We start from the raw sequence: 18,754 nt of genomic DNA, 5'->3' as shown, positions 1-18,754 counted from the left end.
GGAAGGGGGCCTTCACGCGCCACCGTTGTGACTGCTGGTGCATATGGGACGCACGTGGCAATCGTCAAGTCCGTGAAGGCCTCCTTGAGGGACCCAGAGTCCCTCAAGGAGGCCTTCACGGACCGGCCGATGACCGGCCGGAGACCAGCCGGTGGGAAAACGGGTCGCCCCACCGTCACCCGGCCTCTACCCTCCGGCCGTGACCGCCGAACTCGCCGCCGCCCCCAGCCAGCACGTCGCGCACCGCGGCCGGGGCATCATGCTGATCCTGCTCGCCGCGCTCTTCTTCGGCACCTCGGGCGTGCTGGGCAAACCGGCGATGCAGGCCGGGATGTCGCCGGAGCAGGTCGCGGCGATCCGCATCGGGCTGTCGGCGATCGTGTTGCTCACCCTGGTCGCCGTTTTCCGGCCGAAGCTCCTCAAAGTCACGAAGAACGAGTGGCCGCTGCTGCTCGCGTACGGCTCGCTCGGCGTCGCGGGCGTCCAGCTCATGTACTTCCTGGCGGCGGGCCGGATCCCGGTCGGGATCGCGATCCTGCTCGAGTTCACCTCGCCGGTGCTGATCGCGCTGTGGGTGCGGTTCGTGCGCCGCGTGCGGCTGCCGAGGGCGATGTGGGCGGGGATCGCGCTGGCGATGACGGGGCTCGTGCTGGTCGCCCAGGTCTGGGAGGGGCTCAGCCTGGACGTCCTCGGGTTGCTCGCCGGGCTCGGCGCGGCCGTCTGTTCGGCGGGCTACTTCCTCCTCGGCGAGCGCGGCGTCGCGGACCGGGATCCGCTCGGCATGGTCACCTGGGGGATGACGATCGGCGCGGTCCTGGTGTGCGCGGTCGCCCCGCCGTGGACGATCCCGTGGGGGGTCCTCGGCGCGCCGACGAACTTCGGGCCGTGGGAGCCGCCGGTGTGGTCGTTGCTGATCGCCCTGGTGCTGATCGCGACCGTCCTCGCCTACGCGACGGGTATGGCGGCGCTGCGTCATCTCCCGGCGTCGGTGGCGAGCGTCGTCGGGCTGGTCGAGCCGTTGATCGCCGCCGCCGCGGCCTGGCTGCTGCTGGACGAGGCGCTCAGCTGGATCCAGGCCGCCGGCGCGGTGGTGCTGCTGACCGGCGCTTACATCGTCCAGCTGAATTCGAACGTGGTCCAGACGGACTCAACCCTGCTGGAAGCCCCGTAGTTCCCCGATCTCCTGCTGCTGCGAACGCGAAGTCGTCGCGGCGAGGTCGCGGGCGTCGGGGTTGCGGCCGTGCTGGGTCTCGGTGTCGGCGATGCGGACGCCCGCCTCGCGCTGGCGCAGCAACCGCGCGACGAACTGGCGGTCGAAGTCCTTTCCGGACAGTCCGGCCAGTTGCGCCATGTCGCCGGGGCTGACGTATCCGTCGCGCTGCACGTGTTCGAGGTTCGGGTCGTCCGGCGCGGGCTGTCCCCACGCCTCGATGAGCTTGGAGAGCCGCGCGATCTCCGGTTCGTGCGTGTCGATGATCCGCTTCGCGAGCGCCTTCAGCTGATCGTTCGCCGCGCGGGATTCGGCCAGGGAAGCCAGATCCATGCCCTGCTGGTGGTGCGCGAGGGCCTGCCGCGCGAAGGCGAGATCCGCGTCGTTGAACGGAACGGCGGCCTGCTGCGCCACCGGGGACGACCCGGGAGGCGCCGTCTGCGACTGGGGCGCCTCGTCCGAGCAGCCCGCGAGCACGACGGCGGCCAGGGCGACGGCGGGCAGGAACCGGAGGACGGCGTGGGGCATCGAAGAGCTCCTCGGAACGCGCGGTGGAGGTGCCTAGGTTGGCAGAGTCCACATCGGCCGGTTCACCTGGGGTTGCGCAAACACTTTTCCTCCCCGGTCCGCGGTGCGACAATCCCGCGATCCGCCGCCGCTCCGACAGGAGGTAACCGGGACATGGGCTCCGAACCCACGCGCGAACGGCCGGGTCTGCGCCCGGACCTGCGGCAACGCCACGTCCGGATGATCGCCCTCGGCGGCATCATCGGCGCGAGCCTGTTCATCGGCAGCGGTGCGGTCATCCACACCGTCGGCCCGGCGGCCGTCCTCTCCTACGCCATCGGCGGTCTCATCGTCGTGCTGGTGATGCGGATGCTCGGCGAGATGGCGACCGCTTCGCCGTCGCAAGGGTCCTTCATGGAGTACGCGCGGACGTCACTCGGCGGCTGGGCGGGCTTCACCGTCGGCTGGCTGTACTGGTACTTCTGGGTCGGCGTGGTCGCGTTCGAGGCCGTCGCCGGGGCGAAGATCCTCCAGACCTGGATTCCCGTTGTGCCGCAATGGATCTTCTCGCTGGTGCTGATGCTGCTGCTGACCGCGACGAACCTCGCCTCCGCCCGTTCGTTCGGGGAGACGGAGTTCTGGCTCGCTTCGGTCAAGATCGCCACGATCGTGGTGTTCCTGGTGGTGGGCATCCTGTTCGTGCTCGGCGCCTGGCCCGGCGGATCGTTCTCGGTCGGCAACATCGCGCAGGACGGTTTCCTGGCCAACGGCCCGTTCTCGGTGGTGCACGGGGTGGTGATCGTGATCTTCTCCTACTTCGGCGCGGAGATCGTCACCATCGCCGCCGCCGAATCGCAAGAGCCCGAGACCGCCGTGCGCAAGGCGACCTCGTCGATCGTGTGGCGGGTCATCGTGTTCTACGTCGGCTCCGTGACCCTGCTGGTGATGATCACCGGCTGGCGTGACATCCCGACCACGACCAGCCCGTTCGCCGCCGCGTTCGGCCGGTTCGGCATCCCCGCCGCCGAGACGGTGGTCAGCGCGGTGGTGCTGACAGCCGTGCTGTCGGTGCTGAATTCGGGGCTGTACACCGCTTCCCGGATGCTGTTCGCGTTGCGCGGCAACGGCTGGGCTCCGAAGTGGATCGCGGACACGAACCGGCGCGGTGTCCCGTGGAAGGCGATCCTGGTGTCCACTTCGGTCGGTTACGTGGCCGTGGTGATGAACTTCGTGTCCCCGGACAAGATCTTCTACTTCATCATCAACTCCGCCGGCGCGGTCGCGTTGTTCGTGTACGCGATCATCGCCGGATCGCAGCTGCGGATGCGGCGCCGTCTGGAGGCCGAAGCGCCGGAACGGCTGAAACTGCGCATGTGGGGCTACCCCTGGCTGAGCTGGCTCACCCTCGCCGGAACGCTGGCCGTGGTCACGTCGATGTTGTTCGTGGACGACGACACGCGGGCCCAGCTCTACCTGAGCCTGATCAGCCTGGCGGTGATCCTCGCCGTCTACTTCATCCAGCGCCGGCGATCCGGCCGAGAGCCCCGTAGAACACCTCTTCGATCTTCGCGGGATCACGGCTGAGGAATGCCTGGCCACCGGCGGGCGCGACGAGCTGCCCGAGTTCGGTCTCGTCGGCGTCCGGGCCGATCCCGATGGCGATCAACGGCACCGGACGCTCCCGGTCACGCAGTTTTTCCAGCTCGGCCACCAGGTTTTCGCGGCTGATCCCGCCAGGGTCGGTGTTGCGCCCGTCGGTCATCACGATGACGAGGTTCAGCTTTCCCCGCTCGAATTCCTTGTGCGCCAGCCGGTAGACGTCCAGGACGCTGTCGTAGAGCCCGGTCTGCCCGTCCGGCACGGCGCGGACGGCACGCAACCGGCCGACCGCCGCCAGCTGCCGCCCGACCGGGGCCATCGGCAGGATCTCCCGATAGTCCCGCTCACCGTCCACTTTGGTCGCGAAGGCCAGGAATCGGACCTGTGACGTGGGTTTGAACAAGTGCAGGGCGTTCTCCGCCGCCTCCAGCGTGATTGCCAGGCGGGACTTCCCGGTCCCCGGGACCGGAGCGCTCATCGAACCGGACACGTCGATCAGCACCTGGACCCGGGCACTCGCGTTCACTCCGGCCCACTGGCTGAGCGCCTTGTCGACCTCGGCGGCCGCCGGGATCCCGGTACTACGCTGCCCGTGCGTCTCGACGCGCCGATCGGTTTCGGCTAGCCGCAACGCTTGTCCGCCCGGAGCACGCAGCTCGGACCGCGGGCCGGTCGTGGCGCCGTAGAGCAGGGCGCGTTTCAGTCCGGCGACCGCCTCGGCCTGCCGAGGGGTCGCCCCCGCGATCTCGACGAACGGGTAGTCGAGCGTCGGAGCCGCGGGCGAGTACGCGGCCACCAGCGCGGCCTCGCCTTCGGAAAGCGCGGAATTGTGCCGCAGCACCGCGTTCTCCGGCGCGGGGAACACCGTCGCACCCGTTGTCGTGGCGGAGAACTTCCGGAGCAGGGCGACGTACGCGGCGGCGGGATCCGGCGCGTCCTTCGTGACCTCTCGGAGCGCCAGCAGCGCGGAAACACCGGCGGGATCGCGTACCGGGTCCGGCATCCCGGCGACGACACCGGCTCCGCCGAGTACCTCCGGCCACGTCAGCGGCTTGCGTGGCCAGCCGAGCGCCTGCGCCACCGGTTCCGCGACCGCGAGCACCACGGGCGAACTGGCGATCGACGGCCCGGAGGTGGGAACGCCCTTGGCGCGCCTCAAGAACAGCGTCGACGACGGGATCCAGGCCTGGGGTTTGGGCGCGGTCCCGGCCAGTTCCTCCGCGAGTTGAAGGGATTCCCTGGGCTGGACGTCGAACGTGACACACGCGAGCTGGAGGGCGCCCGCCGCCTCCGCGACGGCGGGGGCGATGTCGGGCGACGCCGCGACGACCACCCGCTCGGGCTCGCAGCCGGGTTCGGATCGCGCCATGGCCACGGCGACCCAGGTGGCCGCGCCGAGCACGGCCGCCAGCGCGAGCGCCAGCAGCGGCACCAGTATCCGTCTTCGGGTCCTGCTGGTGGCGTGGCGTCCCATCGGCTCTCCCGGCATGGGGCTCGAGGAGCGTCCGAGGGTACGCCGAGTGCCCCCCTAGGGGAAGGCTACGACTTTCGGCGTAGAGAAACCCTACCGAGGCGGGAGGTGCGCCGGCGCGGCTCGCGAAACACTTGCCCGGTAAGGAAAGCACTCGAAATCGGGGGAATTCGTGATGAACCGGCCCACCCGTGCGGAACAGCGCAAAGCACGCAACGCCCTCTTCGGTCAGGCGATCACGGTCGCCTTCGCATTGCTGCTCGCGGCCGCCACTCGCGCGTGAAGGCCCCCTTCCCTCGGCTCAGCCGAGGGAAGGGGGCCTTCACGCGCGTTCGGGACTAGACGGGGATGACCGTCGGCACGATCATCGGGCGGCGCCGGTAGGTGTCGGCGACCCAGCGGCCGACGACGCGGCGCACGGCCTGCGCGATGCGGTGCGTGTCGGTGATGCCCTCGGCCTCGGTCCTGGCGAGTTCCATCTCCACCATCGGGACCACGGCGTCGAGCGCCTTCGGGTCGTCGGAGAACCCGCGTCCGGACACCGTCGGCCGTGTCACCGCGCGGCCGGTGCTGGTGTCCACGGCGACGGTGATGGCGATGAACCCGCCCTCGCCGAGCACGAGCCGGTCGGACAGGGTCGACTCGCCGACGTCACCGACCGAGAGGCCGTCGACGTACACGTGCCCGACCTCGACCCGTCCGGTCCGGGTGGCTTTGCCGTCGACCAGGTCGACCACGACGCCGTCCTCGGCGATCACCACGTTCTCCGGGGCGACGCCGGTACGCACGGCCAGCTCTCCGTTGGCGCGCAGGTGTTTCCACTCTCCGTGCACCGGCATGACGTTGCTGGGGCGCACCGCGTTGTACAGGTACAGCAGCTCGCCCGCCGACGCGTGCCCCGACACGTGCACCTTGGCGTTGCCCTGGTGCACGACGTTGGCGCCGAGCCGGGTGAGGCCGTTGACGACCCCGAAGACCGCGGTCTCGTTGCCCGGGATCATCGAGCTGGCCAGGACGACGGTGTCGCCGGCGCGGATCGAGATCTGCCGGTGCTCGCCGCGCGCCATCCGCGACAGCGCCGACAGCGGCTCGCCCTGCGAACCGGTCGACACGAACAGCACCTTGCCCTCGGGCAGGTCACTGGCCTGGTCGAGGTTGACCAGCAGACCGTCCGGCACGTTCAACAGACCGAGCTCGGCCGCGATGCCCATGTTCCGGACCATCGACCGGCCGACGAACGCGACCCGGCGCCCGTGCCGCACGGCCGCGTCCAGCACCTGCTGGACCCGGTGCACGTGGCTCGCGAAACAGGCCACGATGACGCGCTGGCCGACCTTGCGGACGACGTCGTCGAGCACCGGGCCGATGTCGCGTTCCGGCATGACGAAACCGGGCACCTCGGCGTTGGTCGAGTCGACGCAGAACAGGTCCACGCCCTCGTCACCGAGCCGGGAGAACCCGGCGAGGTCGGTCAGCCTGCCGTCGAGCGGGAGCTGGTCGAGCTTGATGTCGCCGGTGTGCAGCACGACACCGGCCGGCGTGCGGATGGCCACCGCGAGCGCGTCCGGGATCGAGTGGTTGACCGCGAAGAACTCCAGGTCGAACTCGCCGACCTTGCGTCGCTCGCCCTCGCGGACCTCGATCAGGTTCGGCCGCTGGCGGTGCTCCTTGGCCTTGGCCGCGAGCAGCGCGTTCGTGAACCGGGAACCGTAGATCTTCAGGTCCGGCACGAGCCGCAGCAGGAACGGGACGGCGCCGATGTGGTCCTCGTGCCCGTGGGTGAGGACGAGACCGTCGATGTCCTCGAGGCGGTCTTCGATCGCGCGGAAGTCGGGCAGGATCAGGTCGACGCCGGGCTGGTCGTCCTCGGGGAACAGGACCCCGCAGTCGACGATCAGCAGACGGCCGTCGAATTCGAAGACGGTCATGTTGCGGCCGACTTCGCCGATCCCGCCGAGCGCGACCACGCGCAAGGCGCCTTCGGGCAGCGCGGGCGGAGGGGTGGTCGGTCCGGGTCCGGTTGGCAATGAACTCACCGAGGCATGGTCCCTACGCTGGTATGTGAGGTCGGCGCCGTGTAGGCCGCCGCTGAATCTGCTTGTGCCACTCGTGCACCATGCCAGTCACTGGCCGCGCTTTCCCCGAGCGGCACGCCCCCCTGGGCGAGATCCGCGGAAATCGCCTGGAGCTGCTCGTCGTTCGCGGCCACGATGGGCAGCCGCGGGTCGCCGATGTCGAATCCGCGCAGCTTCAGCGCCGCCTTCGAGAACGCGACCCCGCCGACGCGGGACATCGCCCGCAGGACCGGCAGCATGCCGCGGTGGTTGGTGCGCGCGGTGGAGGTGTCGCCGGATTCGTAGGCGTCCATCATGCCGCGGATCCGGCCCGCCACGACGTGCCCGATCACGCTGACCACGCCCGCGCCGCCGACCGAGACCCACGGCAGGTTGAGGCCGTCGTCACCGGAGTAGTAGGCGAGCTGGGTGTTCGCGATGACCTCGGAGCCGGCGATCAGATCGCCCTTGGCGTCCTTGACGGCGAGGATGCGCGGGTGCTCGGCGAGCCGCAGCAGCGTGTCGACCTCGATGGGCACGATCGACCGCGGCGGGATGTCGTAGAGCATCACGGGCAGGCCGGAGGCGTCGGCGACCGTGGTGAAGTGCGCGTAGAGCCCGGCCTGGCTGGGCCGCGAGTAGTACGGCGTGACGACGAGGATGCCGTGGGCGCCTGCCGCTTCGGCCTGCTTCGCCTGCTCGATGCTGTGCGCGGTGTTGTTCGTGCCCGCCCCGGCGACGATCGTCGCGCGGTCGCCGACGGCTTCGACGACGGCGCGGACCAGCTCGGCCTTCTCGGCGTCGGTGGTGGTGGGGCTCTCCCCCGTCGTGCCGTTCACGACGAGACCGTCGTTGCCCAGTTCCACGAGGTGTTCGGCCAGCTCCTGCGCCCGCTTCAGGTCCAACGCCCCGTCGGCGTCGAAGGGGGTGGCCATCGCGGTGAGCACGCGCCCGAACGGTCTTCCCGGCGCTGCGGTGGGTGGAGTGGACATGCTGTGAAGGTACCTCCTGCGAGCACCGAACCCTTGCCGACGTGGTCGTTCCCGCCGAATGCGGGAGATTTTCCGCGACGAAGGCGAACTCGGCGCAAACTCTCTGTGAGCTATTTGACCTTGGTCGTGATCTGCGAGGGGATCTGGCTCCCGTCGGTCTTGGCGAGCAGGCAGTAGTAGCCCCGCGAATAGTCGCGGACCTCCTCGTTGGGCGACCGATTCCATTCCGCCTCGGTCGGGACGACGGCCCGCCAGGTCAGCGAGGCCCGCTGCGCCGAGGGCACGACCTTCGAGTTGAAGGTCGCCGAGCAGGTCGCCTCGGCGATCCGGTTGACCGTTTCCGCTCCTGGATAGTCGACGATCTGCGCGTCGTCGTCGCTGGGGGACTCGACTTCGAGCAGGGCCCGCTTGGCGAAGATCTCCAGCAGGTGGTCCTTGTCGCAGCTGACCCCGTCGTTCAGGTTGATGCCCTCTTTGAGCGGCACGTTGTAGCAGTCCCCCGACGAACCGAGCTTGACCTGGCCGTTGATGCCGTAGGTCAGCGTCGGCTGCGCCTGCGAATTCCCTTCGGGCGCGGCCATCCAGCGGCCGAGGAAGATCCCGCCGACGAGGGCGCCGATCACGGCGACCGCGGCGAGGCTCAGCCACAGCGGGCGCAGGTTGCGCTTCGCCGGGGCCGGGGCGAGCCGGGTCAGCGGCTGGCCGGACTGCGGCATCATCGCCGTGCCACCCGAGGGCGGCGTGGGCTGGGCCTGCACGCCCTGCGCGGCCGCGAGCAGGCTGCGCACCTGGTCGTACGACATCCGCGCCTCGGGTTTGGTGACCAGCAGGCCGAGGATCGCGGCGGCCAGCGGACCCTGCACCCGGGTCAGGTACGGCGCCTCGGTCATGATCGCGTGCAGGGTCGCCGCGGTGGTCGACCGTTCGAACGCGACGATGCCTTCCGCGGCGAAGAACAGCGTCGTGCCCAGTGACCAGAGGTCGGATTCGGGCATCGCGTCGCGGCCCTCGACCCGTTCCGGCGCCATGAACGCGGGCGAGCCGACGATCATGCCGCTGGTGGTCAGGCGCGGGTCGTCGGCGGCGTGCGCGATGCCGAAGTCGGTGAGCTTCACCCGGCCGTCCGGCGCGACCATGATGTTCGCGGGTTTGACGTCGCGGTGCACGATGCCGGCGGCGTGCGCGGCCCGCAGCGCGGACAGCACCCGCTCCCCCACCAGCGCGACCTGCTGGGCGGGCAGCGGCCCGCGGTCGCGCACCAGGTCGGCCAGCGTCGGCGCCTCGACCAGCTCCATCACGATGTAGGTGGCGCCGTTCTCGGTGACGACGTCGTACACGGTGACGACGGCCGGGTCGTTGAGGCGGCCGCCGGAGCGGACCTCGCGCAGCATCCGCTCCGACAGGACCGAGGCGTCCTCGGGGGCGTTCGGGAACTTCAGCTCCTTGATCGCCACCTGGCGGCCGATCACCTGGTCCTGCGCACGCCAGACGATGCCCATCCCGCCGCGGCCGAGCTCGCCCAGCAGGGCGTATCGGCCGGCGACGATCCGCGCGCCGGTGGCCTGCTGCGTCTGCTGGGGCGGCCCGTACGGACGGGTCTGTTCGTCGGTCAAGGTTCGGTGCTCCTTCGGTTCGCGCAGGATGCTAACTCGGACCCGTTCGCGTCCCGAAAGGTTCCTTCGCCCGGCTGGTGAATCAGACCGTGACCTCGTGCCCGGCCTCCCGGAGCGCCTTCACCGCGCGCTCCAGTTCGGCGGCACGGACCAGCACGTGGTCGGTGTCGAACGTGGACATCGAGAACAGCGCCACGCCGGCGGCGGCGAGCTCGCTCGACAACGCCGCGATGATGCCGGTCAGCGTGAACGCGAGCGGTCCGCGGACCGACAGCAGCCGCCAGCCGTCCTCGACGGTGGCCCCGGCCGGCGCGAGACCGGCCGGGCAGATCACCGACAGCTCCTCCGGCGTCCGCGTGAGGGAGATCAGCACGGGCTCGCCGGGGTCGAGCAGGTTCGCCGGAACCGGCGCGTCCGGGGCGAGGCGGGCGACCGCGTACTCGCCGGGCCGGACGTCGATCGCGAGGCGTCGCATCAGCCCTCGAGGACCTTCGGGCTGGACGCGACCTCGGTGCCGTCCGGCAGCGCGGAGATGGTGAAGTCCGCGAAGACGTTGCTGGAGGCCTTCTGCAGCTCGCGCAGGCACTCGATGGCCAGGGCGCGGATCTCGACGTCGGCGTGCTCGGTGGCGCGCATCGCGATGAAGTGCCGCCAGGCGCGGTAGTTGCCGGTGACCACGATGCGGGTCTCGGTCGCGTTCGGCAGCACGGCGCGGGCGGCCTGGCGGGCCTGCTTGCGGCGCAGGGTGGCGCTCGGCACGTCGGCGAACTTCTCCTCCAGCCCGGCGAGCAGTTCGGTGTAGGCGTCGACGGCGGCCTGCGAGGCGGCGAGGAACTTCGCGTGCAGCTCCGGGTCCTGCGCGATGACGTCGGGCTCGACGAACGCGGCGTCACGCTCCGGCACGTAGCGCTGCGAAAGCTGCGAGTAGGAGAAGTGGCGGTGGCGGATCAGCTCGTGCGTCAGCGACCGGGAGATGCCGGTGATGTAGAAGCTGACGGAGCCGTGCTCCAGCACCGAAAGGTGGCCGACGTCGATGATGTGCTCGAGGTAGCCGGCGTTGGTGGCCGTCTTCGGGTTCGGCTTCTTCCAGGACTGGTAGCAGGCCCGGCCCGCGAATTCGGCCAGCGCCTCACCACCGTCGGCATCGGTCGACCACGGTACGTCGGACGGCGGGAAGAACTCCGTCTTCGCGATCAGTTGAACCTTGGGTGACACGGTCTCGGCCACGTTCGCACTCCTTTTCGACCCCTGCTCCACGACTCCGGGCAGCGTAACCGCAAGCGTCTTCGACGCCGGGGCGACATCACGGTGACGTCAGGTCTCCTTGACGTGACATCACGAATGACGTCATAGTGGCGTCATGGATCTGACGCCGTACATCACGAGCCTTCGCGAGGACCTCGCGAACACGGCTTCGGCCGGCGACGAGCAGACGCGGCGCGCTGCCGCGCTGCTGTCGTCGGCGCTGGAGCCCGCCGCCCGCCTGACCATCATGAACGCCCTCGCCGACCTCGCCGCCGAAGTGACTTCGGCACTGCCGGGGCACGTCGTCGACGTCCGGCTCGACGGCCGCGACGTGCGCGTCGTCGTCACCGGCTCCGGCTCAGCGGAGGGCGCCGAGCGGTCCGCGCCCCGCTCAGAGGCGCCGCGGGAGACGCCCCGCGCGCCCAAGGTGGACACGGGCGACATCACCCGCATCACGCTGCGCCTGTTCGAGCAGGTCAAGGGCCAGGCCGAAGCCGCGGCCGCCTCGCAGGGGGTTTCGCTGAACACGTTCGTCTCGCAGGCCGTCCAGGGCGCGCTGGGCAAGAGCGGGAGCGAGCACTGGCAGCACAAGCAGAAGCCGGGCGGCGGTGCCGGTTCGCACCTGCACGGCTGGGTCCAGGGCTGAGGGGGACGGATATGACCGAGGAAAGCACTCCCGCCGGTGAAGAGACCGTGCGCGCCGAGGACTTCGAGGCCGAGGGCCCGATCGAGGTCGACGTGAGCGTGGCCATCGGCCGGGTGACCATCGAGCTGACCGACGAGAACGGGGTCCACGCCGAGGTCCGCCGGGACGGCGGCGAACAGCAGCCGTGGGTGGACGGGATGACGAGCCTGCTCAGCTGGGTCGGGGAACGTTTCGGCGACCAGCTCGGCGGTTCACCGGTGGGCTCGGCCGACGACGCCGTGGCGCAGACGCGGATCGAAAAGGTCGGCAACCGGCTGGTCGTCCAGGCGCCGAAGGCCTGGCAGCTGAAGAACGTCCCGCTCGCCGTGACCGTCCGGGCGCCCGCCGGTTCGCATCTGGAGGTGCGGGCCGGGGCGGCCGACGTGACGGTGACCGGGATCGCGGGCCGGGCCGACATCCTGACCGGTGCCGGCAAGGTCGGCCTGGAGCGTACGGACGGTTCGGCGATCGTCCGCACCGGTACCGGTGACGTCAAACTCGGGGCGACGCTGTCCGGTCTGCAGCTGCGCACCGGCAGCGGTTCCGTCGAAGCGTCCTCGCTGTGCGGTTCGGCCACGATCGCGACCGGTACGGGTGACGTCTGGCTCGGCGAGATCGCGGGCGACGTCCTGGCGCGCACCGGCAGCGGCGACGTCTCGGTGACGGACGCCGCCTTCGGATCGCTGGAGCTGACCACCGGATCGGGCGAGGTCCGGGTCGCCATCCGCGGCCGGGTCCGGGCGGAGATCGACCTGTCGTCGACGACCGGATCGGTGTCGAGCGAACTGGATGTCGCGGACAGCGCCCCGACGGAGGGCGAGGTCGTGCTGAAGGTGCGGGCTCGCACCGGCACGGGCGACGCGGTGGTGACCAGCGCGGCCGGCTGAGCCGCGGACCGCAGGGGGATCGAGGGACCTTTGCTACCACTTTTCCACGGGGGTGGGAGCAAAGGTCCCTCGCTCATTTCTGTCTCACGAAGCGCTGTCTCACGAAGGGCTGCGCGGCACCGACGCTATGAACGGTCCGTTCCTTGCAAAATTTGCAAGGAACGGACCGTTCATAGCATTCGCGAAGCTCAGCGCACGAGGCGCGAAAGCACCGGAGCGAGATCTCCCCGCTCCCCCACCGCGACCCCGTCCAGCCCCTGCCAGTCCGCCATCAGCCGCAGCTCGCCCGCCAGCTCACTGGCGACCCGGGCGACATCAACCCCAGGCTCGGCGAAAGCGCCCTGGACGCGAAGCACCCCGGCGGCACGATCGCATTTGAGGTCGACCCGGCCGACGAGTTCGCCGTCGAGCAGGAACGGGAACACGTAGTACCCGTAGATCCGCTTCGGTTCGGGCACGTAGATCTCGATGCGGTAGAAGAAGTCGAAGATGCGCTCGGTGCGGGCGCGTCGCCAGATCAGCGGGTCGAACGGCGACAGCAGGGCCCGGCCGGTGACCGATCTCGGTGCCTTCGCCGCGACGTGCCGGTACGCCGGGTCGGGCCAGCCGTCCACGGTCACCGGTTCCAGTACCCCCTCCTCGACCAGTTCCGCCACCGCCCGCTTGCTGACGTCGGGGCCGAGCCGGTAGTAGTCCCGCAGGTCCGGTTCGGTGCCGATGCCGAGCGCGACTGCGGCGCGGAGGATCAGTTCGCGGGCGCCTTCCTCCGGGCTCACGGTCCGCGACAGGATCTCCGGCGGGACGACGCGTTCGGTCAGGTCGTACAGCCGCTCGAACGACCGGCGCGTGCCGGTGGTCAGCTGGCCCATGCCGAAGAGCCACTCGCAGGCCTTCTTGACCTCCGACCGCTCCCACCACGAGCCCGGCTTCGCTCCACCCGACTCGCCCACCAGGGCACGCTCGATGCCGCCCGCGCCGATCGGGCCGTGTTCCTTGATCACGGTCAGGATGTCGTCCACCAGCTGCGGCGACTCCTCCAGCACCCGCGCGTAGTTCGTCCACCAGCCCATGCGCTTCGCCCCGGACCGCAGGAGGGGCCAGTCCGCCACCGGCAGCAGGCTCGCCTCGTGCGCCCAGGTTTCGACCAGCATCCGGGGTTTGCGCGCGGAATGGGACCAGGCCGCGTCGTCCACCAGCGTGGGCTCGTACGCGCCGAGCCGGGAGAACAACGGCATGTAGTGCGCGCGGACCGCGACGTTCACCGAATCCAGTTGCAGCAACTGGATTCGCGACAGCACGCGCTGCAGATGCCTCCTCGTCACCGCTCCACCGGGACGCGCGTCGGCGAACCCTTGTGCGGACAGGGCGATCCGGCGCGCGACCGGACCGCTGATGGTCGTAGTGCTCATCGTCGGAATGGTGCCATCCACCACCGACAGTTTTCCGCGACACCGATAACCTGCGCAGCATGGCCGCCGCCGAAGTCCGCCCAGCAGTCGTGTCCGACGCCCCCGAGATCGCCCGCATCCAGCGCGACACGTGGCGAAGCGCCTACACGGAGCTGCTCGGCGAAGCGGCTGTCGCCGGGCTCGACATCGAGGAACTCGAAAAGACCTGGGCCGAAACGATCGAGTACCCGGGCACGCGGGTCTTCCTCGCCACCGAAGGCGAGTTCACCGTCGGTTTCTGCGTCGCCGGCCGCGCTCCGGTTGGCGAGGTCGCCACGGCCGACGGATCGCTGCCCGACGACGCGCCGACGACGGCGCTCATCGCCTCGCTGCTGGTCGAGCCGCGCTGGGGACGGCGCGGGCACGCGGGACGGCTGCTGGCGAACGCGTCCGCCTGGCTGCGCGAGGACGGCGCCACCCGCGGGATCAGCTGGGTCGCCCAGACCGATCACGCGTCACTGGGTTTCTTCCGTCGCGCGGGCTGGTCGCCCGACGGGACCGTCCGCATCCTCGACACCGGAAGCACGAACGTGCGCGAAGTCCGCCTCACCGGCGGCCTCGACCTCGAGCTCACTCCCTGACTTCGCGAACACGACCCAGCGCATCACCGAGTACATGAACACGCCTTCGCACGCCCCGGCGATGAGCCGGGACAAGCGGTAGTCGACGCCCAGCGCGGCCAGTCCGGCGCCGACGCCGAGCAGGAAGGCCACGTAGTTGATCACGATCGCGATCACGTACAGCACCGCCTGCCTGCCGACGGGCGCGTGCGAGCGGAAGTTCATGCTGCGGTTCAGCACGAAGCTCAGCCCGAACGCCGTCGCGTAGGCGAGTGTGATCGCCAGCCATACCGGCAGGCCGAGCCAGCCGCGGAGCAGGGTCAGCAGGATCAGGTCGACCCCGAAGGTGAACCCGTTGATGAGCGCGAAACCGAGGAAACTCGGCGCCACCAGCCGGGAAAGCCCGAAGGGGAGGCGCCGCACCACGGCCGCGCAGAAGTCGGCGAAGCGATCCGCGAAACCCTTGCCGCGGACCGCGTCGTGCACGTCGGCCACGGCTCCAGCATGGCAGCGGCAGGTGGCCGCGAGCCGACGAACAGGTGATCTTCTGGTGCGGCCCCGAGGCCGGGAACGGGGGCTGGCCCCAGTGCGTCCAGGTTCTCAGCTGATAGCTTGGAGAGAACGAAGATAACGGGGAGGTAACGATGGCAGGCTGGTTGCTCCTGTCGTTCGGCGTCGCCTTCGGTTCCGCGATCCTCCCCGTGGTCAGCATCGAGATGTTCCTCATCGGCCTGTGCGCGAGCCAGCCGTCGATGCCGTGGCTGCTGCTCGGCGCCATCGTCGCCGCGGGTCAGGTGGGCGGGAAGACGCTCTACTACCTCGCCGCGAAGGGCACCATCAAGCTGCCGAAGCCGCTGCACGACCGTTTGCACCGGGAGCGGCCGCCCACACCGCGCCGGGAAAGATGGCGGGCGCGCACCAAGAAGATGCGCGCCCGGCTCGACGCCCTGCGTGAGCGGTGCCACCGGCATCCGCACTGGATGGCGGGCACGTACGGGGTGAGCTCGGTCGTCGGCCTGCCGCCGTACATGGCCACGAGTGTCCTCGCGGGGCTCGTGCGGATGCCGCTGGCGACCTTCCTGGCCACCGGTTTCGTGGGCCGCTGGCTGCGGTTCAGCCTGCTGGCCGCCTCCCCGGCCCTGTTCGCGGGCTGGTTCCACTACTGAGCCCGGAAATTGGAGTGCGCGCCACCGCGGCCGGACCCTAGGGTTTTCGCCCATGCCGACTTCGTTCGCGTACCCGCCGTTGAACGTCCAGGTGCACACACCCCGGCTTTCCTTGCTGGGGGCGACGGACGAACTCCTGGAGCGTCTGATCCCGACGATCCGCGAGGGCGTGGTCACCGGACCGCCCTGGCCCTTCGACGATCCGGCCTCGCTCTACGAAGACGGCCCGGAACGCGAATGGCGCTGGCTGCGCGGGATCTGGCGGGGCCGGGGCCAGGTGACCGAGAGCAAGTGGCGGCTGTACTTCGTGGTGGTCGTCGACGGCGAGCCGGTGGGCATGCAGGATCTGATCGGCATCGACTTCGCCACGTTCGGCACGGTCACTTCCTTCTCCTGGCTCGGCCCGGACATGCGGGGCCGCGGTCTGGGCAAGGAGATGCGGCAGGCAGTGCTGCAGCTGGCGTTCGAGGGGTTCGGAGCACGCGAGGCGTCCAGTGACGCGTTCTTCGACAACCAGGCCTCGAACGGCGTCTCCCAGGCCTTGGGCTACGAGCCGAACGGCGTCACCTGGGACACCCGGCGCGGCGAACCCGCGCGGATCAAGCAATGGCTGCTGACCCGCGAACAATGGCGGCGCCGGGACGACATCGAGCTGGTCGCCGTCCGCGAATGCCTGCCCGTCCTCGGGATCGAGCCCCCGCGTTCAGAGGACTAAGTGCGGGAGGCGGCTTCGAGTTCGACGGCGCGCCGCATCGTGGCGCGGGCCCGTTTCCGGTCCCCGGCGATCTCGTACGCGTACGCCAGCCGGTACCAGACGCGCCAGTTCTCCTGATCCGCCTCGACCTCGGCGCGGCGCTCCTCGAACCAGGCGTCCGCGGCGTCGCGGTCCACCCGGCCCGAAGGCCGCCGGGGCAGATCGGAGACGTCGGGCAGACCGCCTTCCTCGTCCAGCCGCCGCGAGAGCCGCTGGATCTGGACGCCGGAACGCCAAGTGGTGACGATGATCCAGATCCCGAGGATCGGCAGCAGCAGTACGCCGATACCGAAGATCACCGGCACCGTCTCGCCGGTGCGCAGCAGCGCGATGCCCCGGCCCGCCAGCAGGACGACGTAGACGGCGAGCGCCGCCGTCATCACCAGCGCGAAATTGCGGGCCCTCACAGGTCGAGGATGTTCTCGAGACCGACCGTGAGGCCGGGCCGCGTGAGCACCGAGCGCACGCCGAGCAGCACGCCCGGCATGAACGACGTGCGGTGCAGCGAGTCGTGCCGGATGGTCAGGGTCTCGCCCTCGCCACCGAACAGGATCTCCTCGTGCGCCACCAGCCCGGGGAGCCGCACCGAATGCACGCGGACGTCGTCGACGAGCGCGCCGCGGGCACCGTCCACTTCGGACGTCGTCGCGTCTTCACCGGGAGCGAGACCGGCTTCCGCGCGGGCCTCGCCGATCAGCCGCGCGGTGTGCGCGGCCGTACCGGAGGGCGCGTCGGCCTTGCGGTTGTGGTGCAGCTCGATGACCTCGGCCGAGTTGTAGAACCGCGCCGCCTGCTGCGCGAACCGCATCGCCAGCACCGCGCCGAGCGCGAAGTTCGGCGCGATCAGCACGCCGAGCGACGGGTCGGCCGCGAGCCACGAGCGCAGCTTCTCCAGCCGCTCCCCGCTGAACCCGGTGGTGCCGACCACGGCGTGGATCCCGTTGCCGGTCAGGAACTCCAGGTTGTCCATCACCGCGTCGGGATGGGTGAAGTCGACGACGACCTGTGCCTGCTTGAGCGCCGCGAAGTCGTCACCGGCGTCGAGCGCGGCGACGAGCTCCATGTCGTCGGCGCCGTTGACGGCGTTCACCACTTCCTGGCCCATCCGGCCGCGTGCGCCCAGCACGCCGACGCGAATCCCAGCGGTCATGATGCGATCACCTCGTGCAGATCGTCCGGAAGGTCGTCGGCGTGAGCGTACGGCCCGACCACCGCCGCCGCCGAGACGCCACCAGGGCGGGCGAGCAGAGTGCGAGCGAGCGCACAGACCTCTTCGGTGGTGACGGCGTCGATCCGCGCCACCGTGTCGTCGACGCCGAGATAGCGGCCGTAGTTCAGTTCGTTCTTGCCGATCCGCGACATGCGCGACGAGGTGTCTTCGAGGCCGAGTACGAGCCCGCCCCGCAGCTGTCCCTTCGCCCGCGCGACCTCGGCTTCGCTCAGCCCGTCCTTGCCGACCAGTTCGAGCACCTCGCGGATCACGCCGGCGACCTCGCCGAGCTTCTCCGGCTGGCAGCCCGCGTACACGGCCATGTGCCCGGCGTCGGCGTAGCTCGCGACGGACGAGTACACCTGGTACGCCAGGCCGCGTTTCTCGCGGACCTCCTGGAACAGGCGCGAGCTCATCCCGCCGCCGAGCGCGGCGTTGAGCACCGACTGCGCGAACCGCCGGTCGTCGTGCCGCGACAGCGAGCGCAGGCCGAGCATCACGTGCGCCTGCTCGGTGTCGTCGGTGTGCAGCGCGAGCTTCGGCGCCATCGCGATCCGCGCCCGCCCGCCGCGCGGCGGCACGGGGGTCGCCGTTCCGGTCAGGCGGTTCCGCAAAGCCTTGCGCACCAAGCGGAGCACCTGGCCGTGCTCGATGTTCCCGGCGACCGCGAGCACCATCCGCGGCAGCGTGTAGCGGCGCCGGTAGAACCCGCGCAGCGCCGAAGCGGACATCTCGACGATGGACTTCTCGCTGCCGAGCACCGGACGGCCGAGCGCGTGATTGCCCAGGATCGCGCCGACGAACGTCTCGTGCAGCAGGTCCTCGGGATCGTCATCGCGCATCGAGATCTCTTCGAGCACGACACTGCGCTCGGTCTCGACGTCCTTGTCCGTGCACAGCGCCTCGAACACGACGTCGGTGACGAGGTCCATCGCCAGTGGCAGATCCTCGTCGAGCACCTGCGCGTAGTAGCAGGTGTGCTCCTTCGCGGTGAACGCGTTGAACTCCCCGCCGACCGCGTCGATCTCTTCGGCGATCTGGGTGGCGTCCCGGTTCGTGGTGCCCTTGAACAGCAGGTGTTCGAGGTAGTGCGCCGCGCCCTCGACCGACGACGGCTCGTCACGCGATCCGACGCCGACCCACAGCCCGACCGTCACCGAACGGGACGCGGGGACGTGTTCGGTGATGACCCGGAGGCCACCGGCCAGCACACTGCGCTTGACCACCGCGCCGTCCGAAGTGGACTCCAGCGTGCGGGTGCTGCCGACGGGCTGTTCGTGCCCGGGAACCTGACGAGCCAACGGATTCCTTACTCACATGTCAGGAAAGGGTCGTTCAGGACGAAAAATGTCC

18 protein-coding genes and 1 pseudogene are annotated in these 18,754 nt (G+C 70.1%); 7 read left to right on the top strand and 12 right to left on the bottom strand.

Going from position 1 to position 18,754, the window contains the following annotated elements; translation table 11 throughout:
• Positions 1-199: 199 nt before the first annotated feature.
• Positions 200-1,171: an EamA family transporter gene (locus AVR91_RS12285; protein WP_063277189.1), complete on the top strand. Its 972-nt coding sequence runs from the start codon at positions 200-202 to the stop codon at positions 1,169-1,171.
• Here AVR91_RS12285 and AVR91_RS12280 read toward each other — a convergent pair.
• On the bottom strand, positions 1,148-1,738 hold the full coding sequence (locus tag AVR91_RS12280; RefSeq protein ID WP_016332632.1) for a DUF305 domain-containing protein: 591 nt from the start codon (positions 1,736-1,738) through the stop codon (positions 1,148-1,150). The genes AVR91_RS12285 and AVR91_RS12280 overlap by 24 nt on opposite strands.
• Before the next feature lie 153 nt (positions 1,739-1,891).
• Between AVR91_RS12280 and AVR91_RS12275 the strand changes: the two genes are divergently transcribed.
• Complete coding sequence (locus tag AVR91_RS12275) at positions 1,892-3,301, top strand: amino acid permease (protein WP_063277184.1); 1,410 nt, start codon at positions 1,892-1,894, stop codon at positions 3,299-3,301.
• Here the strand turns inward: AVR91_RS12275 and AVR91_RS12270 are convergent.
• The 6 genes from AVR91_RS12270 to thyX all read right to left on the bottom strand — a co-directional run bounded on the left by AVR91_RS12270 (position 3,231) and on the right by thyX (position 10,673).
• Complete coding sequence (locus AVR91_RS12270; protein WP_063823226.1) at positions 3,231-4,790, bottom strand: VWA domain-containing protein; 1,560 nt, start codon at positions 4,788-4,790, stop codon at positions 3,231-3,233. The genes AVR91_RS12275 and AVR91_RS12270 overlap by 71 nt on opposite strands.
• A gap of 335 nt (positions 4,791-5,125) precedes the next feature.
• Complete coding sequence (locus AVR91_RS12265; RefSeq protein WP_043847990.1) at positions 5,126-6,823, bottom strand: ribonuclease J; 1,698 nt, start codon at positions 6,821-6,823, stop codon at positions 5,126-5,128.
• Positions 6,820-7,833: a 4-hydroxy-tetrahydrodipicolinate synthase gene (gene dapA, locus AVR91_RS12260; RefSeq protein WP_063275658.1), complete on the bottom strand. Its 1,014-nt coding sequence runs from the start codon at positions 7,831-7,833 to the stop codon at positions 6,820-6,822. Before dapA ends, AVR91_RS12265 begins: the two co-directional genes overlap by 4 nt.
• 110 nt (positions 7,834-7,943) lie before the next feature.
• Positions 7,944-9,446, bottom strand: a complete 1,503-nt coding sequence (locus AVR91_RS12255) for a serine/threonine-protein kinase (protein WP_063275659.1) — start codon at positions 9,444-9,446, stop codon at positions 7,944-7,946.
• Between the two features lie 82 nt (positions 9,447-9,528).
• Positions 9,529-9,921, bottom strand: a complete 393-nt coding sequence (locus tag AVR91_RS12250) for an ACT domain-containing protein (RefSeq protein ID WP_016332627.1) — start codon at positions 9,919-9,921, stop codon at positions 9,529-9,531.
• The gene (gene thyX, locus AVR91_RS12245; RefSeq protein ID WP_007029376.1) at positions 9,921-10,673 is read right to left on the bottom strand and encodes an FAD-dependent thymidylate synthase; all 753 of its coding nucleotides are present in this window, start codon (positions 10,671-10,673) and stop codon (positions 9,921-9,923) included. Before thyX ends, AVR91_RS12250 begins: the two co-directional genes overlap by 1 nt.
• Before the next feature lie 133 nt (positions 10,674-10,806).
• Between thyX and AVR91_RS12240 the strand changes: the two genes are divergently transcribed.
• The gene (locus AVR91_RS12240) at positions 10,807-11,337 is read left to right on the top strand and encodes a toxin-antitoxin system HicB family antitoxin (RefSeq protein WP_063275660.1); all 531 of its coding nucleotides are present in this window, start codon (positions 10,807-10,809) and stop codon (positions 11,335-11,337) included.
• A gap of 11 nt (positions 11,338-11,348) precedes the next feature.
• Positions 11,349-12,263 (top strand): DUF4097 family beta strand repeat-containing protein, encoded by a 915-nt coding sequence (locus AVR91_RS12235; protein WP_063275661.1) that lies wholly within the window; start codon positions 11,349-11,351, stop codon positions 12,261-12,263.
• A gap of 188 nt (positions 12,264-12,451) precedes the next feature.
• Here AVR91_RS12235 and AVR91_RS12230 read toward each other — a convergent pair whose 3' ends face one another.
• A complete protein-coding gene (locus AVR91_RS12230; RefSeq protein ID WP_063275662.1) occupies positions 12,452-13,672 on the bottom strand; it encodes a winged helix-turn-helix domain-containing protein in 1,221 nt (406 codons plus the stop codon).
• A 59-nt stretch (positions 13,673-13,731) separates the two neighbouring features.
• Between AVR91_RS12230 and AVR91_RS12225 the strand changes: the two genes are divergently transcribed.
• Positions 13,732-14,292: a GNAT family N-acetyltransferase gene (locus AVR91_RS12225; protein WP_083715715.1), complete on the top strand. Its 561-nt coding sequence runs from the start codon at positions 13,732-13,734 to the stop codon at positions 14,290-14,292.
• A 66-nt stretch (positions 14,293-14,358) separates the two neighbouring features.
• Here the strand turns inward: AVR91_RS12225 and AVR91_RS43770 are convergent.
• Positions 14,359-14,661, bottom strand: a pseudogene (locus AVR91_RS43770) (GtrA family protein); the annotation flags it as partial.
• A 254-nt stretch (positions 14,662-14,915) separates the two neighbouring features.
• Between AVR91_RS43770 and AVR91_RS12215 the strand changes: the two are divergent.
• Positions 14,916-15,437 (top strand): YqaA family protein, encoded by a 522-nt coding sequence (locus tag AVR91_RS12215; RefSeq protein WP_063275664.1) that lies wholly within the window; start codon positions 14,916-14,918, stop codon positions 15,435-15,437.
• Between the two features lie 52 nt (positions 15,438-15,489).
• On the top strand, positions 15,490-16,152 hold the full coding sequence (locus tag AVR91_RS12210; RefSeq protein WP_063275665.1) for a GNAT family N-acetyltransferase: 663 nt from the start codon (positions 15,490-15,492) through the stop codon (positions 16,150-16,152).
• Here AVR91_RS12210 and AVR91_RS12205 read toward each other — a convergent pair.
• From AVR91_RS12205 to AVR91_RS12195, 3 genes are read right to left on the bottom strand one after another with little or no spacing between them, the layout of a single operon-like run.
• Positions 16,149-16,598, bottom strand: a complete 450-nt coding sequence (locus AVR91_RS12205) for a tetratricopeptide repeat protein (protein ID WP_063275666.1) — start codon at positions 16,596-16,598, stop codon at positions 16,149-16,151. The genes AVR91_RS12210 and AVR91_RS12205 overlap by 4 nt on opposite strands.
• Positions 16,595-17,341: a 4-hydroxy-tetrahydrodipicolinate reductase gene (gene dapB / locus AVR91_RS12200; RefSeq protein ID WP_016332619.1), complete on the bottom strand. Its 747-nt coding sequence runs from the start codon at positions 17,339-17,341 to the stop codon at positions 16,595-16,597. The genes AVR91_RS12205 and dapB overlap by 4 nt, the downstream gene beginning before the upstream one ends.
• Entirely contained in the window at positions 17,338-18,702 is a 1,365-nt protein-coding gene (locus AVR91_RS12195; RefSeq protein ID WP_016332618.1) for a M16 family metallopeptidase, read from the bottom strand. The genes dapB and AVR91_RS12195 overlap by 4 nt, the downstream gene beginning before the upstream one ends.
• Between the last annotated feature and the right edge of the window lie 52 nt (positions 18,703-18,754).

The sequence above is a fragment of the Amycolatopsis keratiniphila subsp. keratiniphila genome (assembly GCF_001620365.2).
In the GTDB taxonomy this organism is placed as follows: Bacteria; Actinomycetota; Actinomycetes; order Mycobacteriales; family Pseudonocardiaceae; genus Amycolatopsis; species Amycolatopsis keratiniphila.
Note: the sequence above shows the minus strand (reverse complement) of the source record. Positions and strands in the feature narration are given on the sequence as shown.